The organism is Eubacterium multiforme, assembly GCF_030813415.1.
In the GTDB taxonomy this organism is placed as follows: Bacteria; Bacillota; Clostridia; order Clostridiales; family Clostridiaceae; genus Clostridium; species Clostridium multiforme.
Map to the genome: position 1 here is coordinate 289,173 of NZ_JAUSUF010000002.1, position 23,608 is coordinate 312,780.

Consider the following 23,608-nt stretch of genomic DNA (forward strand, 5'->3'; position numbering starts at 1 on the left):
TATTTTACCTCTTTATTTTTAATTTATTCCTCTGATTTTGAATCCTTTGGTAACTCTGTTGCATCCTTTACTAAATCATCTATTATGTTATCACATACACTTTCATCTAAATCCTTATTATTTATTTCATCATTTAAATCTAAATAAAAATTAGTTAAACTTAAACTATAATAAGGCATAACCCATAATAGTCCTATACCAAGTGTTATTATAGATAATATAAACCAACCTATAAAAGATAACATTAATTTAAATAATTTAAATTTGTTTCCCTTCATCATTCTTGCTGATCTACCTAAACATTCAAATATACCGCCATATCCATCTGCAATCATATATATAGACATTAAATAAAACAACTTAATTATAAATAATATTACTGCTGCAATTATAATTAAAACTACAATTGCTACTGTAGCTCCAGCAAGTATAGCTGAAAAATGTGAATAATCACTAAGAGCTCGTACACTTCCTATAAATCCTAAAGTTACAATTATAAAACTAATTACTACTGCAATTAATGCTCCAACTATATAGTATAGTAAAATTAATACCATATATCTTAAATAATTGCTATAAGGTCTCTTTCCAGCTTTTAAAGAAAATTCGTTGCTTCTTGAAAAATGTAAATAAACTAATGTACTAAAGCAAGAAACTAAAGCTGTTAATGCAACACTTAAAATCTTTTGTAAAATTTGCATATTATCATTAAATATTTTTGAAAAAATATATATTATCATACTAGATACTATCATAACGCCTAATGTTAAAAGTGCAAATTTTATCCAATTTCCTTTAAGTTCTTCTCTACTTAACTTTTTTATATCTCTGTTTATCATGTCTTTCCTCCTTAATGTTTTTTATGTATATATTATAGATAAATAAATTTATAAATTAAATAACAATAACTATACTTTACTAATTATTTACATGGTATTATAAAATAATACATAGAATACATCCCTTTGAAAATACAGTTTAAATCTAATTTATGTATATTCTTTTATAAATAATTGTTTTACTTTAAATTTTGTTTTATATTAAAATAAAGAAATAAATTTATGGTGGTGGTATTTATGAAATCAAAGTCAACAAAATCAATAAATATAAACAAATTAATTAATATAAGGAAAATTGATGATATAGACATTTCAATTAACAAAGCTATAGAATTTATTGAAGAAGCAAAGGTTATGTTAGATGAATTACTTAAAAATAAACTAACTGTTTTAGAAATTGAAAAATTAAAAAATATAGAACTAAAATTAAATAATTCTAGCATTGATTTTGAAAACTTAATTGATAATTTATAGATAAATTAAACCTATATATTTATTTATAATTTATAAAAAAATTAAGGAATTTATATATTTATAACTCATTAAGGACCGTAAATCTATTAGTATTAAAAATACTATATTTACGGTCCTAATTTTGCCCCTAAAATTTTGTAGTTATTTTAACAATATCTAATAAAACCCTCTATATTTTTTTCATTTTGTGAAAAAAATTCTTATTAATGAATTTAATTGCCATTATTTTTTGATTTTTTTAAAAATTATTTAATTTCACTATATTATATTATATTTTTAAATAAAAAATCCCTAACTTTTAATAAATTTACTATTATTGAAAGTTATATATTGCTATGTTACTGTAAAATTAATTTAAAAGATAATACTTTTTTTCAATTACCTATTTCGTAAAATTAAAATTACTAAACAATATTCTAGTTTAAAAGGAGGATTTAAACAATGAGAATAGGATGTGTAAAAGAAATTAAAAACAATGAATTTCGTGTAGGTATGACCCCAGATAATGTTAAAAGCTATGTAAACGTAGGACATGAAGTTTGGATTGAAAAAAATGCAGGTATTGGATCCGGATTTACTAACAAAGAATATGAAGCTGCAGGAGCTACAATTATTGAAACTGCAAAGGAAGTTTGGGATAATGTAGAAATGATGATTAAAGTAAAGGAACCTTTAGAGGAAGAATATCATTTATTCCATGAAGGTCTTATTCTTTATACTTATCTTCACTTAGCTGTAGATAGACAACAAACAAATGCATTATTAAATTCAAAGGTAAAAGGTGTAGCTTATGAAACATTAATTGAAAAAAATAAAAGTATTCCTCTTCTTGCTCCAATGAGTCAAATTGCTGGACGTCTTAGTGTCCAAGAAGGAGCAAAGTATCTAGAAAAACCTTTTGGAGGTTCTGGAATATTACTATCTGGAGTACCTGGAACACCAAAGGCAAATGTTCTTATTTTAGGTGCAGGTACTGTTGGAACAAGTGCATGCAAAATTGCAGTTGGGTTAGGTGCTAACGTTACTATTATGGATATTAATGTAGACAGACTTTCTTATTTAGATGATATTTTTGGAGCACGTATTCAAACTCTTATGAGTACAGATGCAAATATAGAAAAAGAAACTACAAAGGCAGATTTAGTAATTGGCTCCGTTCTTATTCCCGGAAAATCAGCTCCTAAAATTATGAAAAAGAAATATTTAAAAAATATGAAACTTGGAAGTGTTATTGTAGATGTGGCTGTTGATCAAGGTGGCTGCTGCGAAACAACAAAAGTAACATATCACGATAATCCAACCTTTACAGTTGATGGCGTTGTTCATTATTGTGTAGGAAATATGCCAGGTGCAGTTCCAAAAACCTCTACAATTGCCCTTACAAATGCAACATTAAAATATGGTTTACAAATAGCAAATAAAGGTTTAGAAAAAGCTTGCAAATACAACGATGTTATATATTCTGCAATTAATACTTATGATGGAAAGCTTACATGCAAAAATGTTGCAGATAGTCTTAATTTAGAATATATTGATCCTAGAACTCTTATGTAATAAATTAAGGCTGCTGAAATTTTATATTCAGTAGCCTTAATTATATTAAAAACTTCCCAATCTTCCACTATTTTTTGATTTATTAACAAAATAATTAAATATGTATATTCCTATAAACAAATATACTATAGAATTAATTAAAAGAAAAACCAATTGCATAAAAGGTATATTAATGTTTGGAAGTACTGATTGCTTTATTAAATCTACCCCCTTAGCAAAGGGTAAAAAATATAAAATATTCTGAACTACTGATGGTAACTTTGACATATCAAATAGTGCTGAACTTAAAAATAATATTGTTATAATAAATGGAAATTGACCTATGTTTTTATAATAAATTTGTAATCCTCCAAGTAAAAGAGATAATCCAACTGTACCAAATATCATTATAAAAAATATTAAAATTGTATAAAAACTAAATATTATTTTAGTTCCTGTAGATATCATTAATAAAAGCTGTAATGGTATTATTAAAATCATATTTCTTAATGATATTACTAAAAGTTTTAAATAAAATATTTTATTTAAACTATTAGGTCCTATAGCTAACTGTTCTATAGTCCCCTCAGAGCTTTCTTTATTTATGTTGTTAAATACAAAATTTATAGTAAAAGAAAAGAAAAACCATGATATATAACTAACTACTTGTACACTTATTTTTAAATTCAATTCACTTTTTGGTATACTACCTATACTACTTCTAATAAGCAAATACAGAAGCATAAAGAGTGCATAATAAACTATTAAATCACTTATAACACCTAGTTTATATCTCTTTTCAATATTCCATTGCTTTTTTACCTCTGATTTAAAAATTAACCAAGTTCCCTTCAATTCTTTAATCTCCCTTCTTATTTGTATTTATAATCTCCATAAATAAGTCTTCTACACTCCTTTCCTCCTTCGTAACACCTAAAATATTTATTTTATTTTCCCTTAAATTATTTAATATATTTACTATACTATTGTCATTATCTATTTCAAATTGTAAAACTTTATTATCATCTTCTTTATAAGAATTAATTAATGATAAATAATTTAATTTTTTCTCCAAGTCTTCATTAAATTTATCAACTTTAATATTATACTTAACTGTATTAAAATGCTTATTGAAATTTTTTATAGAATCATCCCAAACTAAATTTCCTTTATTTATTATTACAATCCTTTCACATAAATTATTTATAAAATGTAAATCATGGGATGTTATAAATATTATCTTATCCTTAGAACTAATTTCTTTTATTATTTCTTCCATAGCTAATACAAATTCTACATCTAAACCTAAGGTAGGTTCATCTAAAAATAATATTTTTGAATTACTTATAAGACTACAACAAATAGCTACCTTCTGCTGCATTCCTCTTGAGAGCTTGCCACACTCACAGTTTCTCTTTTCCTTTAAATTAAATAATTCTAAATAATATTCCATTTTATTTTTTAAATTCTTATCATATATCCCTCTTATAGATGCAAAATACTCCATATTTTCTATTGGAGTTAGCCTCCAGTATATGTTTCTATTTCCCTCAAGAACTGCTCCCACATTTTTTATATACTTTTTTCTGCTATTTAATATGGAATCTCCAAAGATTTTTATATCCCCACTTGTAGGATTTACAAGTCCACAACACATCTTTATAGTTGTAGTTTTTCCTGCTCCATTAGGTCCTAAAAATCCTAATACAGTACCTTCACCTACTTTAAGATTTAAATTGTTTACTATAATTTTATCTTCATATTTTTTTGTTAAATTAATAAATTCTAACACTAATACACCTTCTCTATATTTTTAAGATTATTGTGCTATACTTTTAACAACATTATCATTAATATCATAAATTGTTATATCACCTTCATCCTTAGGTAATATATAAGAAAAGGGTTTTGTACTATCAATATGAACTGTTTTAATTGTATGTCCATTATCAATTTTAATTTTACTAACCTTTTTCTTATTCATAGATATTAAAACCTTTTCATTGTATTCTTCTATATTAAACTCTAATACACTATCATCTACAGGAAAAGAGCCACCCTTAATAAAAAAATATCCAAAAGAAAATCCTTTTCTATTAACATAAATAGAGAAAATATTGTTGCTATTACTATTATCATAAAATATCATTGCTGCTATGTTATCTGTTTTACTTTCAGAAACATTCCAATTATCAGGCACTTTTTGAGAATACCTTGCATCTTTTTCAATATTTGATTTAAAAGTTCCAATTTTATTATTAAAATACAAAATCATAAATACAAGTATTATAAATGTAATACCTAATCCTATATATTTAAATAATCTTTTCAAAAATTCACCTCACTTAAATATAATTTGTATAAAGATTAAATTTTCATTTGTACTTCTATATTAAAATATTGATTATAAATTATTTTTTCTAAATTATAGTTCTATAACATTATATTTAAACCCAATAGATTTTATAAATTTTAGCATATCATCTATTGATATAAAAATTGTCTTTGTATTATCATTAGGATGAAAACTTATTCTGTTTTCAAGAAAAATTTCTTTATCAAAATAAATTTGAATATCTTTTTCTGCATTATTTAGTAATCCAAATATAGATACAGCCCCTGGCATCAATTTCATCTTTTCCATTAAAATATCAGCAGAACAGAAGCTAATACGCTTTATTCCAGTTATTTCATTAAACCTTTTCATATCTAAACGTTTTTTATCATCCATAATAATTAAATAATATTCTGTTTTCTTTTTATTTGTTAAAAATAATGTTTTTGTTCTTACTCCCTCAATCCCTTCAATATATAAATCAGCTTCTTCAGTAGTTAGTGCTTTTGGATGTTCTACCATTTCAAAACCAATATTTAGTTCCTGTAGTTTTTCTTTGACTTTTTCATAAGCTCCCATAAATATTCTCTTCACCATTTATCCTTTCTATAATTTATCGTTTTTCCATATATTTAAACATATATTTCATATTCTATAACTCATTCCATAGCTCTTTACTTAATTTTAATACTTCTAAAGCTAATTTACTAGGATATTTAGTAAATTACCCTAGGCGTTAAGATTCTTCAATTCTTTCCCATAAGAAAATACAAATTTTCATATACCTTACCATTTTAAATTAAAAAAAGAACTTAAAATTAATTTAAGTTCTTTTTAATATAACTTTGCCATATAAAATTCATCTTCATACTTTCCATCAATAATAACTGAATCTTTCTTTATACCTTCTATTTCAAATCCACTTTTTTCATAAAGTTTCTTCGCTATAGTATTAGAGCAAACTACTGTTAATTCAAGTCTTTTAAGCTTGTTTTCCTTTGCCCATAAATCTAATTTTGAAAATAACTCCTTTCCAATTCCCATGCCTCTAAATTTTTCTCTTATCCCTACAACAACATATGCTATATGATTAACTCTTATTTGCTCATATCTTTTAGCTGAAAGAAACCCTATTATATTATCTTTATTATCTAAAACAATTAAAATTAAATCATTTTCTTTTATGCTTCTTTTAATAATATTTTTTGTTATGTTAATATCCTTTGAACGTTCATTTGGTTCATATAACATATATTTTGTTTCTTTATCTAATTCTAAAAGCATATTTAAAAAATTATTAGCATCCTCTATTTTTATTTTTCTAATATAAATAATAATCTCCTCCCTAATTTTTTATTTTAATATGAGCTCTACTTTAAAAGTTTTTAAGCTAATCTTTATAATTTGTGTTTAATTCTTTTAAAAACTTTTTCATACTCTTATTTGGTGGATATTCAAATTTATTTTCTATTTCTTTAAATCTATTTATACTATTACCATATAAATTATAATAAAAATTATATACGTTTACTTGTTTAAATTTAGAAACTTCCGGACTATATGTACATGAATATTGTATCTCACACTCTGTAGCTCTTAAATCTTTATAATTTTTACCATCTTTTTTTAATTTTTCTTTCCATTTTTCCAAATCCCTTTTTGTTGTGAAATTTTTTATATATTCTTTCTCAGTATCTCCCACATTTCCCATTACTTTAATTGGAGCAGTATCTAAAATTTCACTTAAAGAAATTCCAGCTTTTTCTGTAATAAATTTATCTATTTTTTTATGTGCATCCATTTTTTCTAGGTACAATTTACATTTAAAAAATCCTATTATTCCAACTATAATAACAAAAACTATACTAAAAGTTATTAATTTCTTTTTCTTCATACTCATCCTCTTTTTTTAATTTATATATCTATATTATAAGTTTCATATACATTTTTCAATAATTTTAGTTAAATTTTATAATTTTTATAAAATCATTCCTATAAATGATAATATTAATTTAAACTTATATCCTTCCATTAGTCTAAAAAAGCCATTTATAAATATATATAAAATAATCATTTATTGTATATTCTGTATAAATCTGATTCTTCTAATTTCTCAATAAAATTTTGAATTTAATCCATTTATCAAATAAATTTATTCCTTTTTGATTTCTGGATTTAATAGCATATCCAATGGCATCTTCCTTGCTTATTTCAGCAGATTCACATTTACTATTTTCTTAAAAAAATTTTTCTTTTATTACATTCATAGCTACCTTTTTTATTTGTATCTTTGCTTATTCTTAATTAACTCATTAATTATATTTTGTTTTTGTTGTAACTCATTCTTAAATTTTTTTAGTGCAATTTCTTCTCTTTCATCCAGTTCTTTTAATTTTGTTTCTTGTTTTTTTATAGAATTACATATTTCTTTACTTAATTCATTTTCACTTTCACCTCCACTATAAAGTTCCAAACCTTCTATTACTTCTTTAATGGTTTTAGATCTAATATTATCTTTTTTTATAATCTTTAATAATGATAAAAAGGTATCATATACATCATCAGATTCTTGAAATATTTCATTAAAACCATTTATATTTCCAACAGTCTTTATTCTGGAATATATTAAATCATATATTCTATTAGAAAGTTTTTTTATTTTTATTTGATAATCTAAAAACTCTAAATATAAATCATTTTCTTTTTCATCTTTATAAGATACCTTTTTTATTTCCCTTTCTATTTTCATTTTTTGTAATTCTATTTTATCTATATCATTTAATTCTTTATTAAAATAAATAAATGGAACATTAAATAATTTTTCTAACTTTTCTTTATGTTTTTCTGAAACCTTACTTCTTCCCTTTACCCAACTGTTTACTACTTGTCTTGTAACCCCACACTCTTCACCCAATTTAACAAAATTTAAATCATTTAATTTACATAAATATTCTATTCCTATCATATTTATTCTCCTTTATCTTACTTTGTATCATATTTATATGATAATGCTTTTATAATACAAAGTAAGATAAAACTTTTACTATTTACATATTATTAATAAAATAATATGATTAGAATAAGTATTTTATGTTTTAAATTCTGTACATATCAACTCCTTGCCTATCGTTTTGCTCGATATGTAATTTATTCCTATTTCCAACAACACCTATTACTTCTTCTATATAAATATAATATTCTTGTTCATGCTCATCCCTTACAAATATTCTCAAGGAGTTTTCTTCTATAGTTTCATATCCTAAAAGTTTAAAATACTCTCCATTAATGATTAAGTCTCCATGATCTTCTTCTAATACTATAAATAAAAAGGCATTTATTTCTTGAACGTTAAAACTTTCTTCTTGAGCTATTTTACCGCTAAATGGTATTGTTCCTTCTCTTTCATTTATAAACTTTATACAATTTTCTTTTAATTTTAAAATTTCTTTAAAACTTAATTCTTCTATAGTATCTAATTTACATATAAAATTATTAAATTCCTTTCCTGTGCTATCATCCATTTTTCCAATATCTCTAACTATCCTTAAATGAGTTCTAAAGTTTCTAAAACTTTCCTTAATATCTCTTATTTTCATATCCTCAGTAATAAGTTCTAAATTTTCCATAATCATTCTCTCCTTCACATTTTATATAAATCTAAAAACATCTTTAAATTGTTGCTTACAGGTTTCAAAGTCTACTATTCCAAGCTTTATATACATACTATCACCATTTATGATTGTTATAGTTCCTAGAACACCCTTCCAATCTTGGACTATACATTCTTACTATTGCTCCAACTTTAAACTGCCTATAGTACTTGTATTCGTTTAAATAAACTAACAAAATATTACTCCTTTCTCCTTATTACATATACAAATTTGCTATACTGTTAAGATCTGTACTATCTACATATTCATAAAAATTATCAAAATTATCTTTCAAATGATTAACTTATAGCCAATTTTTATAATCTAATATTTTTCTATCATTTATATGTCTTTCTTTGCTATTTAAAAACTTCATTTTAATAACTTCCTTTATTTTAAAATATTTAATTTTAGAACTGCTTTAGAATGTACTAGATAATGTACTTAGCTGCTATTAAGATTTGTTTTCTTCGTTATCTACGTCTATAGTATAATATCACTAAAGAGATGATTTGTATGATTAAAATGAAACTACATATTTTATTAGCAGATAAAAGAATGACATAAAAAGAATTATCTGATATTACCCGCTTATTAAAAATGCAATTGGAAGTTATTGCAATGAATCTAATAAACATATTGTAAAAGAACATTTAGATATTCTGTTTAAATTTTTTAATTGTAAAGTTCAAGATATTGTAGAATATGCAGATAATTCTAAATAACCCTAATCATAAGATCTGAATTTAATTATTCAGGTCTTATTTAATTTAGATTATAGAACTCAATTTTAGATTTGTCAATATAATTTAAATATTTAATTATAACATACATTAATATTTAAAGTCAATAATTTTAATATTATTTTTATTATAAAAAAATAATCTAAATTTAATATAAATAGCTATATTTTTGTAATATTTTTACTAATATGTTTATTTATATAACAATTACACCTATTTTTCAATGTATATTTTTAATATTATTTTTATTTATAAAAATTCAATAAAAATTGCTAGATGTATTATAGAATTGGAGAGAATAAAGGAATTTAGACAACGGAGTGCAGGTAAGATAAGTTTAGAGCAAGATAATCTTACTCCAAAATATTCTCAATCTGATATGGCAGAACAACTTGAAATGACTAGACAACAACTTCAAGATTATAAAAATTAACTAACCTTATTCCAGAACTACAATATATAGTTGAAAATGGTTCAATGAAATTTTCCTTTTTTAATATTATTTTAATTTGCTAAAAAAATAAGGATGTATCTTATAAATACACCTTTGAGTTTTTGTGGTCCTGTTTCAGGACTAGGCATTGATTATTTATTTTTATATAAATCAATTTCTTTCTTTTTTCTTCAATCTTTTTAATTAATTCACTAGAATTTTTACCAATATTTATAAGTTCTAATATTGATCTTTTTCTATACTCAATAACCATATCATTATATTAATTTATTAATCTCTCTTCTTTATATTCTTCCTTTATTTTTTCTATTTCCTTTTTACTGTTAAATCACTTTTTATATCTAATATATCATCATATTTTTTAAAACCATCTAAATTTACCATTTATACTATCTCCTAAAATTCTTTTATACTTCCATTCTAAGAAAACAATTCATAAATTCAATATATATTATAAAGTATTTATATATAATTAAAATAAATTATTAAATTTTATTTAAAGTTAATTCATTTGCATTTAAATATATACTGGAATAACATATATTATGAGGTGTTTATTTATGACAACAATATCTGATATTTATAGTTTAATTGGTGCAATAGGAGGTGTTTTGGGAACAACTTTTGGTGGAATAGGAATGTTTTTAAATTGGAAAACTCATAGAGATATTAAAAGACCAAAAATTAAATTAAACATAATTAAAAATGACGAGAAAAGTGTTTATAATGATTATGATTTAATAATAGAAAATATATCATTAGAAAATCTTTATGATTTTTCTGTAAAATTAAAAGAATTAGATCAATTAGATTGCCAAAGTGTAATTAAAGGTAGTTATATATTTAAAAGTATTATACCTAATTTTAATATAGGTCAGAAATATAGAACATATTTGTTTAATCCTACTAAGTGTAAAGATAGAATTCAAGAATTAAATTTTATAATACAATATCGTTTAAAGCCAAAAAGGAAAATTTATACAGAACATTATATTTTTAATATTAATGCTTTTAGAAATGTATCAATAAAATATAGAGAAGAAAATACGAAAAATTTATAAACAAGATTAGATATATTAGTACCTTTTGTTAATTCTTTCGACTTACTTTTGGCAACATATCATTACTATCGGCTATAGTCCCATTAGAATCGTCTATTTGTAACTCTGCTCCATAAATATATTAAGTTGAATCCTACTTATTTATATTTACATAAGAATAATCAATGTTATTTATTAATTTCTTAAATAATTATTTAAGGTTGACACAGATACTTCTTTTCCAATATCTCTTCTATTATTTTAATAATTTGTTCTTAAATATTTTTCATCGGCTATAAAACTATATTTTCCTCTTTCTTTAGTAAATTCAATATATTCTTCAACTATACTTTTATTTACTTTGTTTATATCAAAAATCTCTTTTTCCTCTAAATACTTAGTAAATAAAATGAATAATTGATAATAACTTTTAATAGTTTTGGGTGATAATCCTTTTAAAGTACAATGGTCTATAAAATCTTGAATATATGCAGCATAACATCTTTTACTCTTAATTAACGGCATAAAAAAAATACCTCCTATCTATTAAGTTTATAAACTCAATAAACAGAAAGTATTTTTAATACTATCTCTAAATATTTATTGTACTTCTTTAAAAAAAATTAGTAGCTATTTTATAATGTTTATCCCTATAGCGTTTTTAACTTTCCCTCAGCCAAACGGTTTTAATATCATTTTAAAATTTAATTTTAATAAAAACATACAATAGAATATAATATTTGTTGCATATAACTTTAATATTATAAATATATTTATCAAGAAAAGTTTAATATATTTTATTAATTATATGCTTTATTAAATTACATAATTATTTTAAAGCAAATTGAATATCATCGTCTTGAGCTATAACCAAATTAGTTTTACTTAAATCTAAATCCTTAGGCACATCAAAAACTAAATAAGTTTTCTTTGTTATTCCCGGATTAAATTTATCATAAACACCTATAAAATCTTTATTATTGTTATAAATACTTTGTTGAGAATTCATATTACCAGAAGCATCAAATGAATTATCATCTATTTCATATGATTTGCCATCATTATTTAAGGTAAAATCATGTGAATCATATTGAATAGGGTCTTTAGATTCATTTTTTAATGAAAGTTCTATTATTATAAATTTACCATTAGCTTTAGATTTACCAGCTTCATTGCTAATATTTTTTGTTTCTTTAACTTTTAATACCTTTACTCCAACATCTCCTATTTTACTTTGTTCATTAAGTTTTACAACTTTATTTTTAGATTCTTGTGTTTGAGATTGCGATTTATTATTAGAATTATCACTTGAAGAACTTCCTGAACTTCCTATGGCAATTAGTATGATAACTATAATAATAAGCCAAAACCACCATTTTTTATAAATTGGTTTTTTAATTTTATCCATATGTATACCTCCTATTTGAAATTTATTTAACCATTAAGAATGGTATCACTATTTTTTAAACATAGTGTTAAATAACATACTATATTTTTTAAACTTTAAAACCAAATCATACTTTTATATAATATTTATTTTACTCTAAACTTAAAGCAAATAGCTCCATCAAACTTATATTCACTAGTAAAGAGATCTATTGCTTTCTTATAGCTATTAAAACTAAAGCTACCGTATCTAAAATCTAAATACTGGTATAGCTCTTCTTTTGACTTTCTTTTGTTTAAGTCTTTTATCTGATTAACCTTCTTCTCAGTCTCCTCTTGTAAATGTTCCCTTACTATTTTCCTAGCTATCAGTATCTCGCCTGTATCTAAATGTACATACTCTGTACATCTTTCTCTTGTTATACTAATTATAGTATTACCTCCCGTTACTTATATTTCAGTAAGTAATACAAATAAAAAGAGCCGTCGTTGCAGCTCTCTACCTCTTTCCTCCGTATGTCCTATCTATTATATCGTCCAACTCCTTTAATTCCTGCTCCTCTTTCTTGATTAACGCCGGTCTTTTACTTATAGCTAACCATACTAGTCTTACCTAACAATTATAGTTCTTATTTTAAAGGTTTCTATAGGCATTACTACTTATCTACCCCTTTTTAATATGTCTGAATTCTCATTAAGTATATTAATTTTCCATTCTAAGAAATTCTCTGCTATTGTACTGTTTACTGATTGACAGAATACTACTACCTCTGAATATAAACTTGCTAATAACAATCTCAATCTTATATCAAAAGTTTCTTGTGAAAACATAGTACTAATTTTTAAATCCTCACTATATTCCTCTTTTTGTTCACTATTCATCAAATCGTACATTTCTTTAAAGTCTATTTCTGTTATCTCAAAGTCCACACTATGACCATACTTATTTCTTATTGTATTAAACTTTTTAAGTACAGTATATAAATCCTTATCTATCAATCCTATCCCATAACATAGATTTAACTTCTCTTTAAAGTACTTTAAATGCAATACTTTATAATTTTTAGTACCTAATCTTAGTAGTTCCTCTAACTCTGCCTCAATATATAAGTGTGCTTTTAATACAATAGCTAACGTATCGTCTCTTTTTGTAGCCTGTATAAACTCCTTTCTTTTTTTTATATGAATTTCACTATCTTCGTTAAATTTTAACTTTCTAAGATTGTTTATATATTCCATATTACCACTCCTATCTATAAATACATTATACCTAATTATTGAATTTTTTCTAATGTATATCTATTAGGTTAAGTAAATACTTTAGTTTAAGTAGTGTAGCGTCTAATACGCCTGTATAAGCGTTCAGCTATCATTCTTACGGTCAGTGGACAATAGTATTAATAACAAACTCATTCCTGTCCTAAGTTCTAATACTGTACTGTTCACAGATCATCATCAGTACGTCCATCGCCTAATGTTTTTGATAACTCAGTACCATTCAAACTGAGGATTTACGCCTGTATCCTTGACTACACAGACGTAGATGTACTCATATCTTTTTGGTAACTTTTTTTCATACCGTGAGAAACTATAAACCCAGCTAGGACAGGTTATTTTTTAAGCTGATTACTCTCTCAACAACTACTTTATTACAGCTCTAGCCTGTGCTAAAATGTAGTAGAGATTTTCAATATTAAGTTTTTAAAGATTTTCTTTAATCTCTGTTTTGTGTTTTTTGAATAATCTCGTTAGGAGCTGGTATTCCGAGTATTAGCTCCTCTTTTTACCTTCTTTGCATATTTTCTAAAGGATTAAACCTTTGATAGTTCTTTCTATATCTGTTACTGTCAAAACTGTTACCGAACTATGTCTTAATAATCTTGATAATATATATATATCCATCCCAGACATTAAACATCTTTTTGCAAAATTATTCCTTAATCCATGTGCTGTAGTATTCTTATTTAAATTTGCACGTTCTTTATATATCCTAAAATTCCTTTCAAAATGTGGTATTCCAAGTTGTGTTCCCCTTGTTGTTGGAAATAATAGAACATCATTATTAATATACCTGTCTTTGAACTGTAACCATCTTCTTAATAAACTTGCCATAGTATTACTAAAGAAAACATATCTATCCTTTTTCCCCTTACTTATATCAGCTGGAATTAAAATTGCCCTTCTAACTAAATCAATATCCTCAATGGTTAAAGCTAATGTTTCTCCAATCCTCATTCCTGTATCCATAATCAATTGAATTATTACATAATCCCTATATTCACTATATTTAGTAATATCTAAAGCTTTAATTAATGCCTTAAAATCCGAATCAGATAATTGATCCTTTGGTTTTCTTTTGCATTTAACAAACTCAACTTTATCCATTGGGCTACATTTTATAATTTTGTTATCAACTGCCCAAGTAAAAAATACTTTTAAATTTCTAATATAATTATTTATTGTTGCTGGTGATATAGTTTTTCCAAAATCTTTTCTTATACTTGGATTATTTATTAAAACTGTTTTATCATTAGAAACATAAGAATACTTTCCTCTTTCTTTTGTGAATTTTATATATTCCTTTGTATGTTTTATCTTTATTTCTTGAATTTTATCTATTTGAAATTCTTCCTCAGTATACTTTGAAAATAATAACAAAGTTGATTCATATGATTTCATTGTCTTTTTAGATAAATCTTTTAAATTGCAATATTCCATAAATTCTTCAATGTAAAAATTTAAATTTCTTTTAGATTTTAATATTGACATAAAAAAACACCTCCTACCAATTGGAAAACTCCAACCGATAGAAAGTGTTTAATTTTAAAATTTAATTTATATTTATTGGTATCAAATTATATTAGTTGGTATAAAAAATATAATTTTGACTTTTTTTAATTATTTGTTCTCTATTGATATTACTACAACCAAGCCATTTATGACACTTTATTTTTTAGTCTTAGCTTGTCAGCTATTATAGCTATAAATTCACTATTCGTTGGCTTACCCTTATCATTATGAATTGTATATCCAAAAAGCTTATTTATAGCATCAATTTGACAACCAAGGGGTTTTCCGTTATTTTTTCGATGTAAGTTTAATTAAAAAATATCCTAAAATATTTATTGGCTTACACTAAGTTTCTTTATTGGTATAATTATATACTAAACTTCATTTTTTTACAAATATTTCATGCTATTTTATTATTAATTCTATTAATAATATTTAAATTTGCTTTATTAATCAATTCTACATCATTACTTATTAATTCTATTAATGGTTTAAATTCTTTAAATAAATATTGCTCAGCTAATTGTCTATTTAAAATTGCTTCATTTTTATCTACAAAATATCCTAGGTGAATAGTTATTCCATTATATTTTATCTTTGCTCTCCATTTATTATTTTTAAAATCTACACCTACATACCCTGACTTATTATCAGAACGAATACTCCTATTAAAACTATTCTCTTGATATGTAGCTACTCTAAGATTTGATTTTCTATTATCTAATGTATTTCTATTTATATGATCCACTAATCTACTATTATCAGTCATATCCATTATATACCTATGTAATTTTATCTTTTTACCTCTATAATTTCCTTCAACATAAACACTATCTATATTTTTAGCGTAAAACCATGTTATTTTCTTGCATTTTTCTATATCCTCATTATCTATTACTACCTTTTTAATTCCATATTTACTGCTATTTATTATAATTTCTACATTGTTTTTATTAACTAAATACATATTACCTTTCATTTATCATTCTCCTTTCTTATGAAAAAAATAAGGCTAGGATTTCTCCTAACCTTTAACTACTACTTAACTTTAATTTAATACGTAGCAAATTCTCTTTTGAATCTATTTAATAAGTCCCTATTACTTTTTTCTAACATTCTTTCTAAATCTTCTTTTGTACCTTCATTTAAAGTTTCTATATGTAAATCTGTTTTTATCGTTACATTTGGATTTTCTCTAGTTTGTTGTTGATTAGCAATTGGTAATCTACTTAATATATTTCCTACAACTAACTCAGCCGCCTTTTCTGCTGATGCTTTTACCATAGCTTCACTTGATTCATGGTTATATATTTTTGTACCTTCTGGTAAATCATATAACTCATATCCTCTTTCGTGAAGGGTTGTATATCCTCCTTTAAACCAAGAGTTACCAGTCCAATTTTCTTTATGTCCATATTGTCTTCTAGCCATTGGATTAGGTGATCCTCCTGTTTCTTTAACTGAAAGTGTCTTAGGTTCAGGCCACCATTTATCCCACCAATTAGCGAACTTTTGCCAATTAGTTAATACATTACCTGTTGTAGTGTCAACATTTTCTGAAATTGTACTATTCATACTAGTTATTTTTTCTACGGCTTCTTTTCTAGTACCTTCTGCTGCTTCTACTGTTTCTTTCTTCTGTCTTTTAGCATCTTCAATTAATTTATCAGCTTGATCCTTACTTATAACTTTACTTTCATCTCTCATTCTAATTATTTCTGCTATTCTTTTATCACACTCTTCATTCGCAGCTTTAACTGATTTATCTTTTAGTTCATTTAATTTCTTTATATGTTCACTTGCTTGTTCCGCAGTTATATTATTATCATGCTCTTTCATTCTTTCTAATATAACTTTAGCTTGAACCTCATTTTCACTAAGAGTTTTTACTGCATTTTCTTTCATCTTTTTTTGAATATCAGCTATAATTTTAGATTCATCGTTAGTAATATGTCTATGTTCATCTGCTGCTTTTTTAATGATTTCATTTATTTGTTTTTGCCATTCATCTATATCTTTCTTTTTTTCACTCCAACTTTCATTGGTCTTTTTTAATATATCTGCTTCTTCTTGTACTGTAAGTGCATTACTTTTACCAAAGAAATCTTTTAATGATTTTAATTCATCTTCTTTATTCTTATCTAGTCCGACCTTTATTTTGTCTCCCATATCTTTATAAAGCTTTTGTATATCATCAGATTGCTTTTTAGTAATAGATGTACTTTTATTTAAAGTATCAGTAAAGTCTTTTATAGTCTGTTCTTTTTGTTTCTTGCTAAGTCCTTTAGTTCCATTAACCATTAATGTATACTGTTTAATTATTTCATCTTTATTCTTCTTTGTTAAATTTCCAGTATCACTAACAAGTTTCTTAAAATCAATTGTCATTCTTTCTCTTTGCTCTTTTGATAAACTACTAGATTTTTTACTCATATCAGTAAAGTTTTTAACAACCTTATTCTTAGCATCTTTAGTAAACTTATCAGAATTTATTCTTAAGTTCATAAGTGAATTACTTGCTTTTTTATCTAAGTCTATATAATCTGAAATCGATTTTTTAGTTGATTCACTTATCTTTACTGTAGTCCTTCCTGTAACTGCTTGAATTTCTTGATTTCCATTCTTTATTTTTCTTGTAGAATCCACTACTTTATCAGCGAATAGATCAACTGCTGGTGTAGCACTAGAATTTAATTTTTCACTTGTTTTATAAGCAACGTAACCTATTCCTGCTATTGCTGCAACTCCTATTGCAATTGGTGCTGCTACTGCGGCCACCGTTGCTCCTAATCCTCCAGCAGCTATAGTTGCACCTTCTGCCGCTATTGTTGCTCCTGCTGTTGCACTTGAAACAGTTCCTAAACCTGTAGTAACTAAACTGCATAAACCTCCTAATTTACTTCCAATACTTATAAGTCCACCAATACCTTTACTCATATTTCCTATGCCACTTATTACTGGACCGGTAGCCATTGCAATCATACCAGCTTTTACAATAAATCCTTGTGTCTCTGGACTTAACTTACTAAAATCGTTTGCTAAATCTCCTATTGAATTTGCTACACTTGTTATTGCTGGTGCTAATGCTTTAAAGGCCTTTATTCCTGCACCTTCTAATGCACTTGTCATTTCTGCTAAACTACCTTTTGCATTATTACTCATAGTCTTAGCCATTTTAGATGTAGCACCTTCACTATTGTCAATTGAGTCTGATAGCTTGTCAAAATCACTTTTACTTGAATTTATAATAGCTAACCAACCACTCATAGCTTCTTTACCAAATATTTGTGAAACTGTTGCAGCTTGTGTTGCTTTATCTAAATGTCCTAACTTTTCTCTAAGCTCTACCATGATATTTTTAAACGTCTTCATTTTTCCATGTCCATCTTTTACTGATATTCCATATCTTTTCATAGCCGCTGCAATAGCATCTGTTGGCTTAACTAAATTTGTTAAACCTGCTCTCAAAGCCGTACCTGCTTGACTTGCTTTTATTCCATTATTAGCCATAAGTCCAATACCTAGTGCCGTATCTTTAACACTATACCCTAATGCTCCCATTACTGGTGCTGCATACTTAAATGTTTCTCCCATCATACCAACGTTAGTGTTTGCATTTGATGATGCTGTTGCTAATACATCTGTAAACATCGTTGTATCTTTAGCTTTCAATCCAAAGGCCGTTAAAGCATCTGTTACTATATCAGAAGTAGTTCCAAGTTCTTCATTACTTGCTATAGCTAAATTTAATATTGGTTCTATTCCTTCTAACATATCATTTGTTTTCCAACCAGCCATAGCCATATATTCTAATCCTTGACCTGCTTCACTCGCACTAAACTTAGTTTTTGCTCCCATTTCTTCTGCTTTAGATTCTAACTTTTTAAAATCATCTCCTGTTGCTCCTGAAATAGCTGCTACTTTGTCCATTTGCGCCTCAAAGTCTATACCAACCTTACTTGCTGCTACTCCTACTCCAAGTAAAGGTAAAGAAACATGAGAAGTTAATTTGCCACCTATATTTTCAGCTTTTTCACCAAAGTTTTTAAAACTAGTGCTAGTTTCTTCTAACTTCTTTTTAGTGCTTTTAAATCCATCTACATTTTCTAATTCTTTATTAAATTTATTTATAGAACTAGTAGTTTTATTGACTTCCCCCTGTGCCTTATTTAAATTAGTTTCATAGTTTTGTATTCTTTTAGCATTATTCTCAATACTTTTATCTGTTCTTTCATATTGCTCTTGTAGTTCTTGAAGTTTCTTCTCACTATTTCTTACAGCCTCATTATTTGATCCATAAGTTTTTTGCAAACTATCTAGTTTTGCTTTCTCTTGTTCTATAGATTTCTTTAATTTTTCTCTTTTATCTATATTTTCTTCTAATGTACCTGTAGCTTTTTTTATACTTTCTTTATATAAATCGACTTTTTTAGCTTGTAATTCTAGTTGTCTTTTTAAAGTCTCTTGTACTCTATTTACATTTTGTGTTGTATGTCCAAAAGCCTCAAGTCCACTAGATACTGCTCTCAATTGACTTTTATTATTTTTAAGTTCTGAATTTATCCCTTTTAAAGTACTAGAATATCCACTATCATCTAGTACCATTTTGGTTGTTATGCGTTTTTCTATATTGCTCGTATAATTTTACCTCCTCCCTTAATAAGCTTTATATACATGAAAAAGGTAATTCATCTATTGCCATTACTTTTTTCGTATTTCCTGAATAATTCTCATCTTTATCACTTGAATTTTTTTCACCAAAATAGTTGAGTTCTTCGATTAAATCTATTATTTCTTTAAATGTGCTATCAAAGAACTCTTGTCTACTATAATTGAGTTGTGTTTTTGCAATAAAAAAAAGCCTATTTACATTAAAAGGCTTCTCACTTAAATTTCTTTTTTTTTAGTTATATCTTCTTCACTTTTATTTTTATCTGTTTGTAGTTTTATTCCCATATAATCAAAGTAGAGTCCATAAGCAACACTTACAATCTCCTTAGTTATTTGTTCAGGTTTTAATTTTTCTATTAATTCATCTATAGTTAATTCTCTTGTAATACATGCACAAGATATAACTTTTAGAGAATTATTATATAAGTTTGTATTATTCATAACTCCATTAATTACTTCTCCAAAGTTATTAAATTTTTCATCTATATCAAATATAGTTTTATTCGTCATTTTAAATTCTAATTCTTCATTCCCTAGTATTAATTTTCTTTTCATTTATGCTCCTCCTTATGCTACTGATTTCTCTAAATCTTTTTTTGCTTCTGCTACTATTACTTTGTCAAAGAACTTTGATAAAAATTCTTTTGTTACATTTGGAGAATCGCTATCCACTTTATAACTCCATGTTCCATTATCTAAAGGTCTAAAACTAGCTTGTAGCTTTTTACTTTGATAATTAGCTTTACCTTCCATTCCTTTTATATCTTCATCTGATATACCAAAGTTTCCAGCATAAAAAGTTTCATATCTTCTTTCTCCATTAGACTTTTCAGCTTCAAACATTATTGCAACAGTTGGTGCTCTATCAAGGTCACTTTTTATAATCCCTCCTGTTTCTGCTAACTTATGCCCCATTAAGTAACATTCGTCCTCATCTGTTAAATCAGCAATATCAATACTTACTGCTATATCTTGAAGTGTAGACATAGTGAATATTTTTCTACTTTCAGCATAGAATGGATCACTTGATTCCTTTACTTTTATTTGTATTTGTTTTACTAATGGAAAATATTTTGGTGCATCATACTCATATTTACCATTTACCTCACTTATTAATTTTGAAACATATAATCTTTTTATACCAATTACTGGTGTTATTTCTTGTTTATTTGCCATTTTAATTCCTCCTTATTTTTTAAACTTAATAAGGCAATGAAATATTAAATCTCATCGCCTTGTGATACAGTTTTGTATCTTTTTCATACATATCTACAGCCTGATCTCTACAATATCCAGCCTTCAACATTTCTTTTTTTATAATTTCTTCTAATTCTGTGTAGTCACCTTTACTAAATATATCTACTTGAATCAAATAATTAGTATATATTTCTCTACTTTCTGCAAATTCTTCTCCATTTTCTGAAATAACCTCATATTCTAAATAAGGAATTTTAGGATTGTTTGCATGTAGGAAATGTACCCTCTTATCTCCAGTTAAATTTAAAATTTCGCTACAATTTAAGGTGTTTAATAAATGTTTCTTTATACTTATAATAATCACCTCACTTTTGCAAAAATTACTTTAGCAACTTCATTAATTGCCTCATCTGAACTCTCTTGTGCAGCCCTATCAAAGTAACCAATATTTTTCTTTTGCTGAGAAGTTCCAAACTCTTCAAAAACATCATAAAATGCCTTTGAGTGTGCAATTCCTTCTACTGATAATCCCGTATCTTTTACAGTTGTTTTTATTTTAGATAATCTTTTAGTTTTTCCCTTTGGAGATTTATTTTCTATACTTTTAGCAATTACTTTTATTCCTGCTCTTACTGCTTTCTTTTTATCACTAGCATCTAAAACCATGTTCTGTAATAATTCTTCAAATTCTTCCATTCCTTCAATTTCTATTGACATTAGCTTGTTACCTTACATTTTAAATCAATGTATTGGTGAGAATTATTGTAATCACTAGCATATTGTATATCATAAAATTCTTCATTGAATTTAACTCTAAATACCTTTGTTGCACCTGGCTTTAATAGTTCCTTAAGCTTGTTACAATATCTTACTGTAAATGTAGTTATATTCTCGCTATTAGTAGCTTTAGCACTTATGTACTCTTTTCCAGTTATTTGTCTAAAACCTGACCAACAAGTATAATACTCTTTCCAGATTTCTTCATCAAAACCATTTTCATTTTGAATAGTTTTATATTCTTGTATAGTAATTCTTTCAGTTAGCTTATTATTCATTTTCATCACCACAGTTTACTAAAATATCTAAAATGGTATTTGAAATTCTATCATATCCACCTTTCTTATTATCTAAATAAAGACCTCTATTATCATATAAATCAGATACTATTTTTTTAATTAATAAATCTGCTAATTTTAATTTATTTTCATGTTTTTTATAGTTAGATCCCACACAACTATCAATATATATAGTCGCTTCATTAATAAAATTATTTATTGCTTGATTATCTTCTTCACAATCTACCCTTAAATAATTTTTCATTTCTTCTAAACTTACCACTTAATACCTCCTTTATATAAAAAGAAGGGAGATTAATCCCTCCTTAAATTAAAGTTCTATTTTATTTATAGTTCTCTTTGAACCACTTACAACATCTATTCTTTCTAATATACTCCACATGTTAGTATCATCTTTAATTTCTTTACCAGTAGCAACGGTTATCTGTTTTCTATCAATAAACTTTACTGCTTCCTTAAAGTTTAAAGTAAAGAATAAGGCTGTCTTTCCCTTTGTTGGAGTAGCTAGACTATCATCAAATTGATATATAGGTTTGTTATGGAAATATTCAACTCCATTTGCTCCAACTGTAATTAAGTTCAATGGTCTACCTTGTTTATCTTTCATATTATTTAATAAGCAATATCCAGCACTATTACATAAAGTTACAACTCCACCTTTTGCACTAGGAACTGTACTATCTATAGCATTTTCTATTGCACTATAATCAGTTGCTCCTTCAATTGCTTTTGCATTTGTATTTATAACTGTTACTATCTTTTTATTTTCTTTAGTTGTAGAAATTTCGCTAAAATTGTTTCTTATTAAATTATCAACTTCGATAGCTGAATCATCTACAGTTTCAGAACTAACTTTTTGGAATAATCCAACCTTACTACATTTAAAAGGAACATCTGTTGTCACTAAATTACCTTCAACTATGTCTTGACCTTCTGTTAAATCTGCAAGATCATTTTGATCATAATTTATTACTGGAATAGTACCCTCATTTCTAGTTACTGGAATTACATCACATAATTGCTTTAATGAACCATATCCCTTTTTAATTTCTATAAGTTCATTTACAAACTGTTTAGGAATTATAGCCGTATTTCCAGCACTTGTTATTGTACTTCTTTCTTCTTCTGATAATTCTCCTGCTTTATTTAATGCAATACCTGCAATTGCTCTTAATTCCATTTCTTTTGTTACTTTTCTATTTTCCATTTTTACATCCCCTTTTCTTTCTTCTTTTTGCTTTTTTAAATCTCTTATTTCTTCTTCTTCTAATTCTTCTTTTATTTTTAAAGTTTCTTTAGCCTGTCTTAGTTCTTCTAATTTAGCCTTAGCACCCTCTAAGTCTTTATTATCAGTTAGACTTCTGACTTCTCCTGTTAAAGTTTTTATTTGTTCTTTTAATTCATCAATTCTCATTAATTA

General features: G+C 25.6%; 26 protein-coding genes and 1 pseudogene. 4 read left to right on the top strand and 23 right to left on the bottom strand.

The genetic code is table 11. The features are described 5' to 3' along the window. Positions 1 to 23 precede the first annotated feature (23 nt). Positions 24 to 839 carry a DUF975 family protein gene (locus J2S18_RS05515; protein ID WP_307484308.1) on the bottom strand — a complete coding sequence of 272 codons (816 nt, stop codon included), beginning with the start codon at positions 837 to 839 and terminating at the stop codon, positions 24 to 26. Between the two features lie 237 nt (positions 840 to 1,076). Between J2S18_RS05515 and J2S18_RS05520 the strand changes: the two genes are divergently transcribed. Next, positions 1,077 to 1,313: a hypothetical protein gene (locus J2S18_RS05520; protein ID WP_307484310.1), complete on the top strand. Its 237-nt coding sequence runs from the start codon at positions 1,077 to 1,079 to the stop codon at positions 1,311 to 1,313. Between the two features lie 441 nt (positions 1,314 to 1,754). Beyond that, the gene (gene ald / locus J2S18_RS05525; RefSeq protein WP_307484312.1) at positions 1,755 to 2,867 is read left to right on the top strand and encodes an alanine dehydrogenase; all 1,113 of its coding nucleotides are present in this window, start codon (positions 1,755 to 1,757) and stop codon (positions 2,865 to 2,867) included. Positions 2,868 to 2,912: 45 nt separating this feature from the next. Here the strand turns inward: ald and J2S18_RS05530 are convergent, their stop codons facing one another. The 8 genes from J2S18_RS05530 to J2S18_RS05565 form a co-directional block, all read right to left on the bottom strand. After that, positions 2,913 to 3,701, bottom strand: a complete 789-nt coding sequence (locus J2S18_RS05530) for an ABC transporter permease (protein ID WP_307484314.1) — start codon at positions 3,699 to 3,701, stop codon at positions 2,913 to 2,915. A 4-nt stretch (positions 3,702 to 3,705) separates the two neighbouring features. Then, complete coding sequence (locus J2S18_RS05535) at positions 3,706 to 4,638, bottom strand: ABC transporter ATP-binding protein (RefSeq protein ID WP_307484316.1); 933 nt, start codon at positions 4,636 to 4,638, stop codon at positions 3,706 to 3,708. A gap of 27 nt (positions 4,639 to 4,665) precedes the next feature. Next, positions 4,666 to 5,178 carry a hypothetical protein gene (locus tag J2S18_RS05540; protein WP_307484318.1) on the bottom strand — a complete coding sequence of 171 codons (513 nt, stop codon included), beginning with the start codon at positions 5,176 to 5,178 and terminating at the stop codon, positions 4,666 to 4,668. A 93-nt stretch (positions 5,179 to 5,271) separates the two neighbouring features. Next, on the bottom strand, positions 5,272 to 5,760 hold the full coding sequence (locus J2S18_RS05545) for a prolyl-tRNA synthetase associated domain-containing protein (RefSeq protein WP_307484320.1): 489 nt from the start codon (positions 5,758 to 5,760) through the stop codon (positions 5,272 to 5,274). Positions 5,761 to 6,015: 255 nt separating this feature from the next. Further along, positions 6,016 to 6,531 carry a GNAT family N-acetyltransferase gene (locus J2S18_RS05550; protein WP_370873767.1) on the bottom strand — a complete coding sequence of 172 codons (516 nt, stop codon included), beginning with the start codon at positions 6,529 to 6,531 and terminating at the stop codon, positions 6,016 to 6,018. Positions 6,532 to 6,571: 40 nt separating this feature from the next. Continuing rightward, entirely contained in the window at positions 6,572 to 7,075 is a 504-nt protein-coding gene (locus J2S18_RS05555; protein WP_307484322.1) for a hypothetical protein, read from the bottom strand. Between the two features lie 384 nt (positions 7,076 to 7,459). Beyond that, on the bottom strand, positions 7,460 to 8,146 hold the full coding sequence (locus J2S18_RS05560; protein ID WP_307484325.1) for a helix-turn-helix domain-containing protein: 687 nt from the start codon (positions 8,144 to 8,146) through the stop codon (positions 7,460 to 7,462). A 130-nt stretch (positions 8,147 to 8,276) separates the two neighbouring features. After that, positions 8,277 to 8,807 carry a hypothetical protein gene (locus J2S18_RS05565; RefSeq protein ID WP_307484328.1) on the bottom strand — a complete coding sequence of 177 codons (531 nt, stop codon included), beginning with the start codon at positions 8,805 to 8,807 and terminating at the stop codon, positions 8,277 to 8,279. A gap of 1,056 nt (positions 8,808 to 9,863) precedes the next feature. Between J2S18_RS05565 and J2S18_RS05570 the strand changes: the two genes are divergently transcribed. Next, positions 9,864 to 10,007: a hypothetical protein gene (locus tag J2S18_RS05570; protein WP_307484331.1), complete on the top strand. Its 144-nt coding sequence runs from the start codon at positions 9,864 to 9,866 to the stop codon at positions 10,005 to 10,007. A 581-nt stretch (positions 10,008 to 10,588) separates the two neighbouring features. Then, positions 10,589 to 11,089: a DUF8453 domain-containing protein gene (locus tag J2S18_RS05575; RefSeq protein ID WP_307484334.1), complete on the top strand. Its 501-nt coding sequence runs from the start codon at positions 10,589 to 10,591 to the stop codon at positions 11,087 to 11,089. A gap of 240 nt (positions 11,090 to 11,329) precedes the next feature. Here J2S18_RS05575 and J2S18_RS05580 read toward each other — a convergent pair whose 3' ends face one another. The 14 genes and pseudogenes from J2S18_RS05580 to J2S18_RS05645 form a co-directional block, all read right to left on the bottom strand. Further along, the gene (locus J2S18_RS05580) at positions 11,330 to 11,593 is read right to left on the bottom strand and encodes a site-specific integrase (protein WP_307484336.1); all 264 of its coding nucleotides are present in this window, start codon (positions 11,591 to 11,593) and stop codon (positions 11,330 to 11,332) included. 304 nt (positions 11,594 to 11,897) lie between these two features. Then, positions 11,898 to 12,476: a DUF4352 domain-containing protein gene (locus J2S18_RS05585; protein ID WP_307484338.1), complete on the bottom strand. Its 579-nt coding sequence runs from the start codon at positions 12,474 to 12,476 to the stop codon at positions 11,898 to 11,900. Positions 12,477 to 13,114: 638 nt separating this feature from the next. Next, positions 13,115 to 13,693 carry a hypothetical protein gene (locus J2S18_RS05590; RefSeq protein WP_307484340.1) on the bottom strand — a complete coding sequence of 193 codons (579 nt, stop codon included), beginning with the start codon at positions 13,691 to 13,693 and terminating at the stop codon, positions 13,115 to 13,117. Between the two features lie 564 nt (positions 13,694 to 14,257). Then, positions 14,258 to 15,223, bottom strand: a complete 966-nt coding sequence (locus J2S18_RS05595; protein ID WP_307484342.1) for a tyrosine-type recombinase/integrase — start codon at positions 15,221 to 15,223, stop codon at positions 14,258 to 14,260. A gap of 167 nt (positions 15,224 to 15,390) precedes the next feature. After that, positions 15,391 to 15,513, bottom strand: a pseudogene (locus tag J2S18_RS05600) (sporulation initiation factor Spo0A C-terminal domain-containing protein); the annotation flags it as partial. Between the two features lie 131 nt (positions 15,514 to 15,644). Further along, positions 15,645 to 16,223 carry an HNH endonuclease gene (locus tag J2S18_RS05605; RefSeq protein WP_307484344.1) on the bottom strand — a complete coding sequence of 193 codons (579 nt, stop codon included), beginning with the start codon at positions 16,221 to 16,223 and terminating at the stop codon, positions 15,645 to 15,647. Positions 16,224 to 16,297: 74 nt separating this feature from the next. Continuing rightward, positions 16,298 to 19,849: a phage tail tape measure protein gene (locus J2S18_RS05610; RefSeq protein ID WP_307484347.1), complete on the bottom strand. Its 3,552-nt coding sequence runs from the start codon at positions 19,847 to 19,849 to the stop codon at positions 16,298 to 16,300. Positions 19,850 to 20,131: 282 nt separating this feature from the next. Continuing rightward, positions 20,132 to 20,470: an RNA polymerase subunit sigma gene (locus J2S18_RS05615; protein ID WP_307484350.1), complete on the bottom strand. Its 339-nt coding sequence runs from the start codon at positions 20,468 to 20,470 to the stop codon at positions 20,132 to 20,134. Positions 20,471 to 20,482: 12 nt separating this feature from the next. Beyond that, a complete protein-coding gene (locus tag J2S18_RS05620; protein ID WP_307484353.1) occupies positions 20,483 to 21,091 on the bottom strand; it encodes a major tail protein in 609 nt (202 codons plus the stop codon). A gap of 25 nt (positions 21,092 to 21,116) precedes the next feature. Continuing rightward, entirely contained in the window at positions 21,117 to 21,467 is a 351-nt protein-coding gene (locus J2S18_RS05625; RefSeq protein WP_307484642.1) for a prohead protease, read from the bottom strand. 5 nt (positions 21,468 to 21,472) lie between these two features. Further along, positions 21,473 to 21,829, bottom strand: a complete 357-nt coding sequence (locus J2S18_RS05630; protein ID WP_307484355.1) for an HK97-gp10 family putative phage morphogenesis protein — start codon at positions 21,827 to 21,829, stop codon at positions 21,473 to 21,475. Next, complete coding sequence (locus tag J2S18_RS05635) at positions 21,829 to 22,167, bottom strand: phage head closure protein (protein ID WP_307484358.1); 339 nt, start codon at positions 22,165 to 22,167, stop codon at positions 21,829 to 21,831. Before J2S18_RS05635 ends, J2S18_RS05630 begins: the two co-directional genes overlap by 1 nt. After that, positions 22,160 to 22,450: a head-tail connector protein gene (locus J2S18_RS05640; RefSeq protein WP_307484361.1), complete on the bottom strand. Its 291-nt coding sequence runs from the start codon at positions 22,448 to 22,450 to the stop codon at positions 22,160 to 22,162. The genes J2S18_RS05635 and J2S18_RS05640 overlap by 8 nt, the downstream gene beginning before the upstream one ends. A 48-nt stretch (positions 22,451 to 22,498) precedes the next feature. Then, positions 22,499 to 23,602, bottom strand: coding sequence for a phage major capsid protein (locus J2S18_RS05645; protein WP_307484365.1), 1,104 nt, complete (start codon positions 23,600 to 23,602; stop codon positions 22,499 to 22,501). Positions 23,603 to 23,608: the final 6 nt, after the last annotated feature.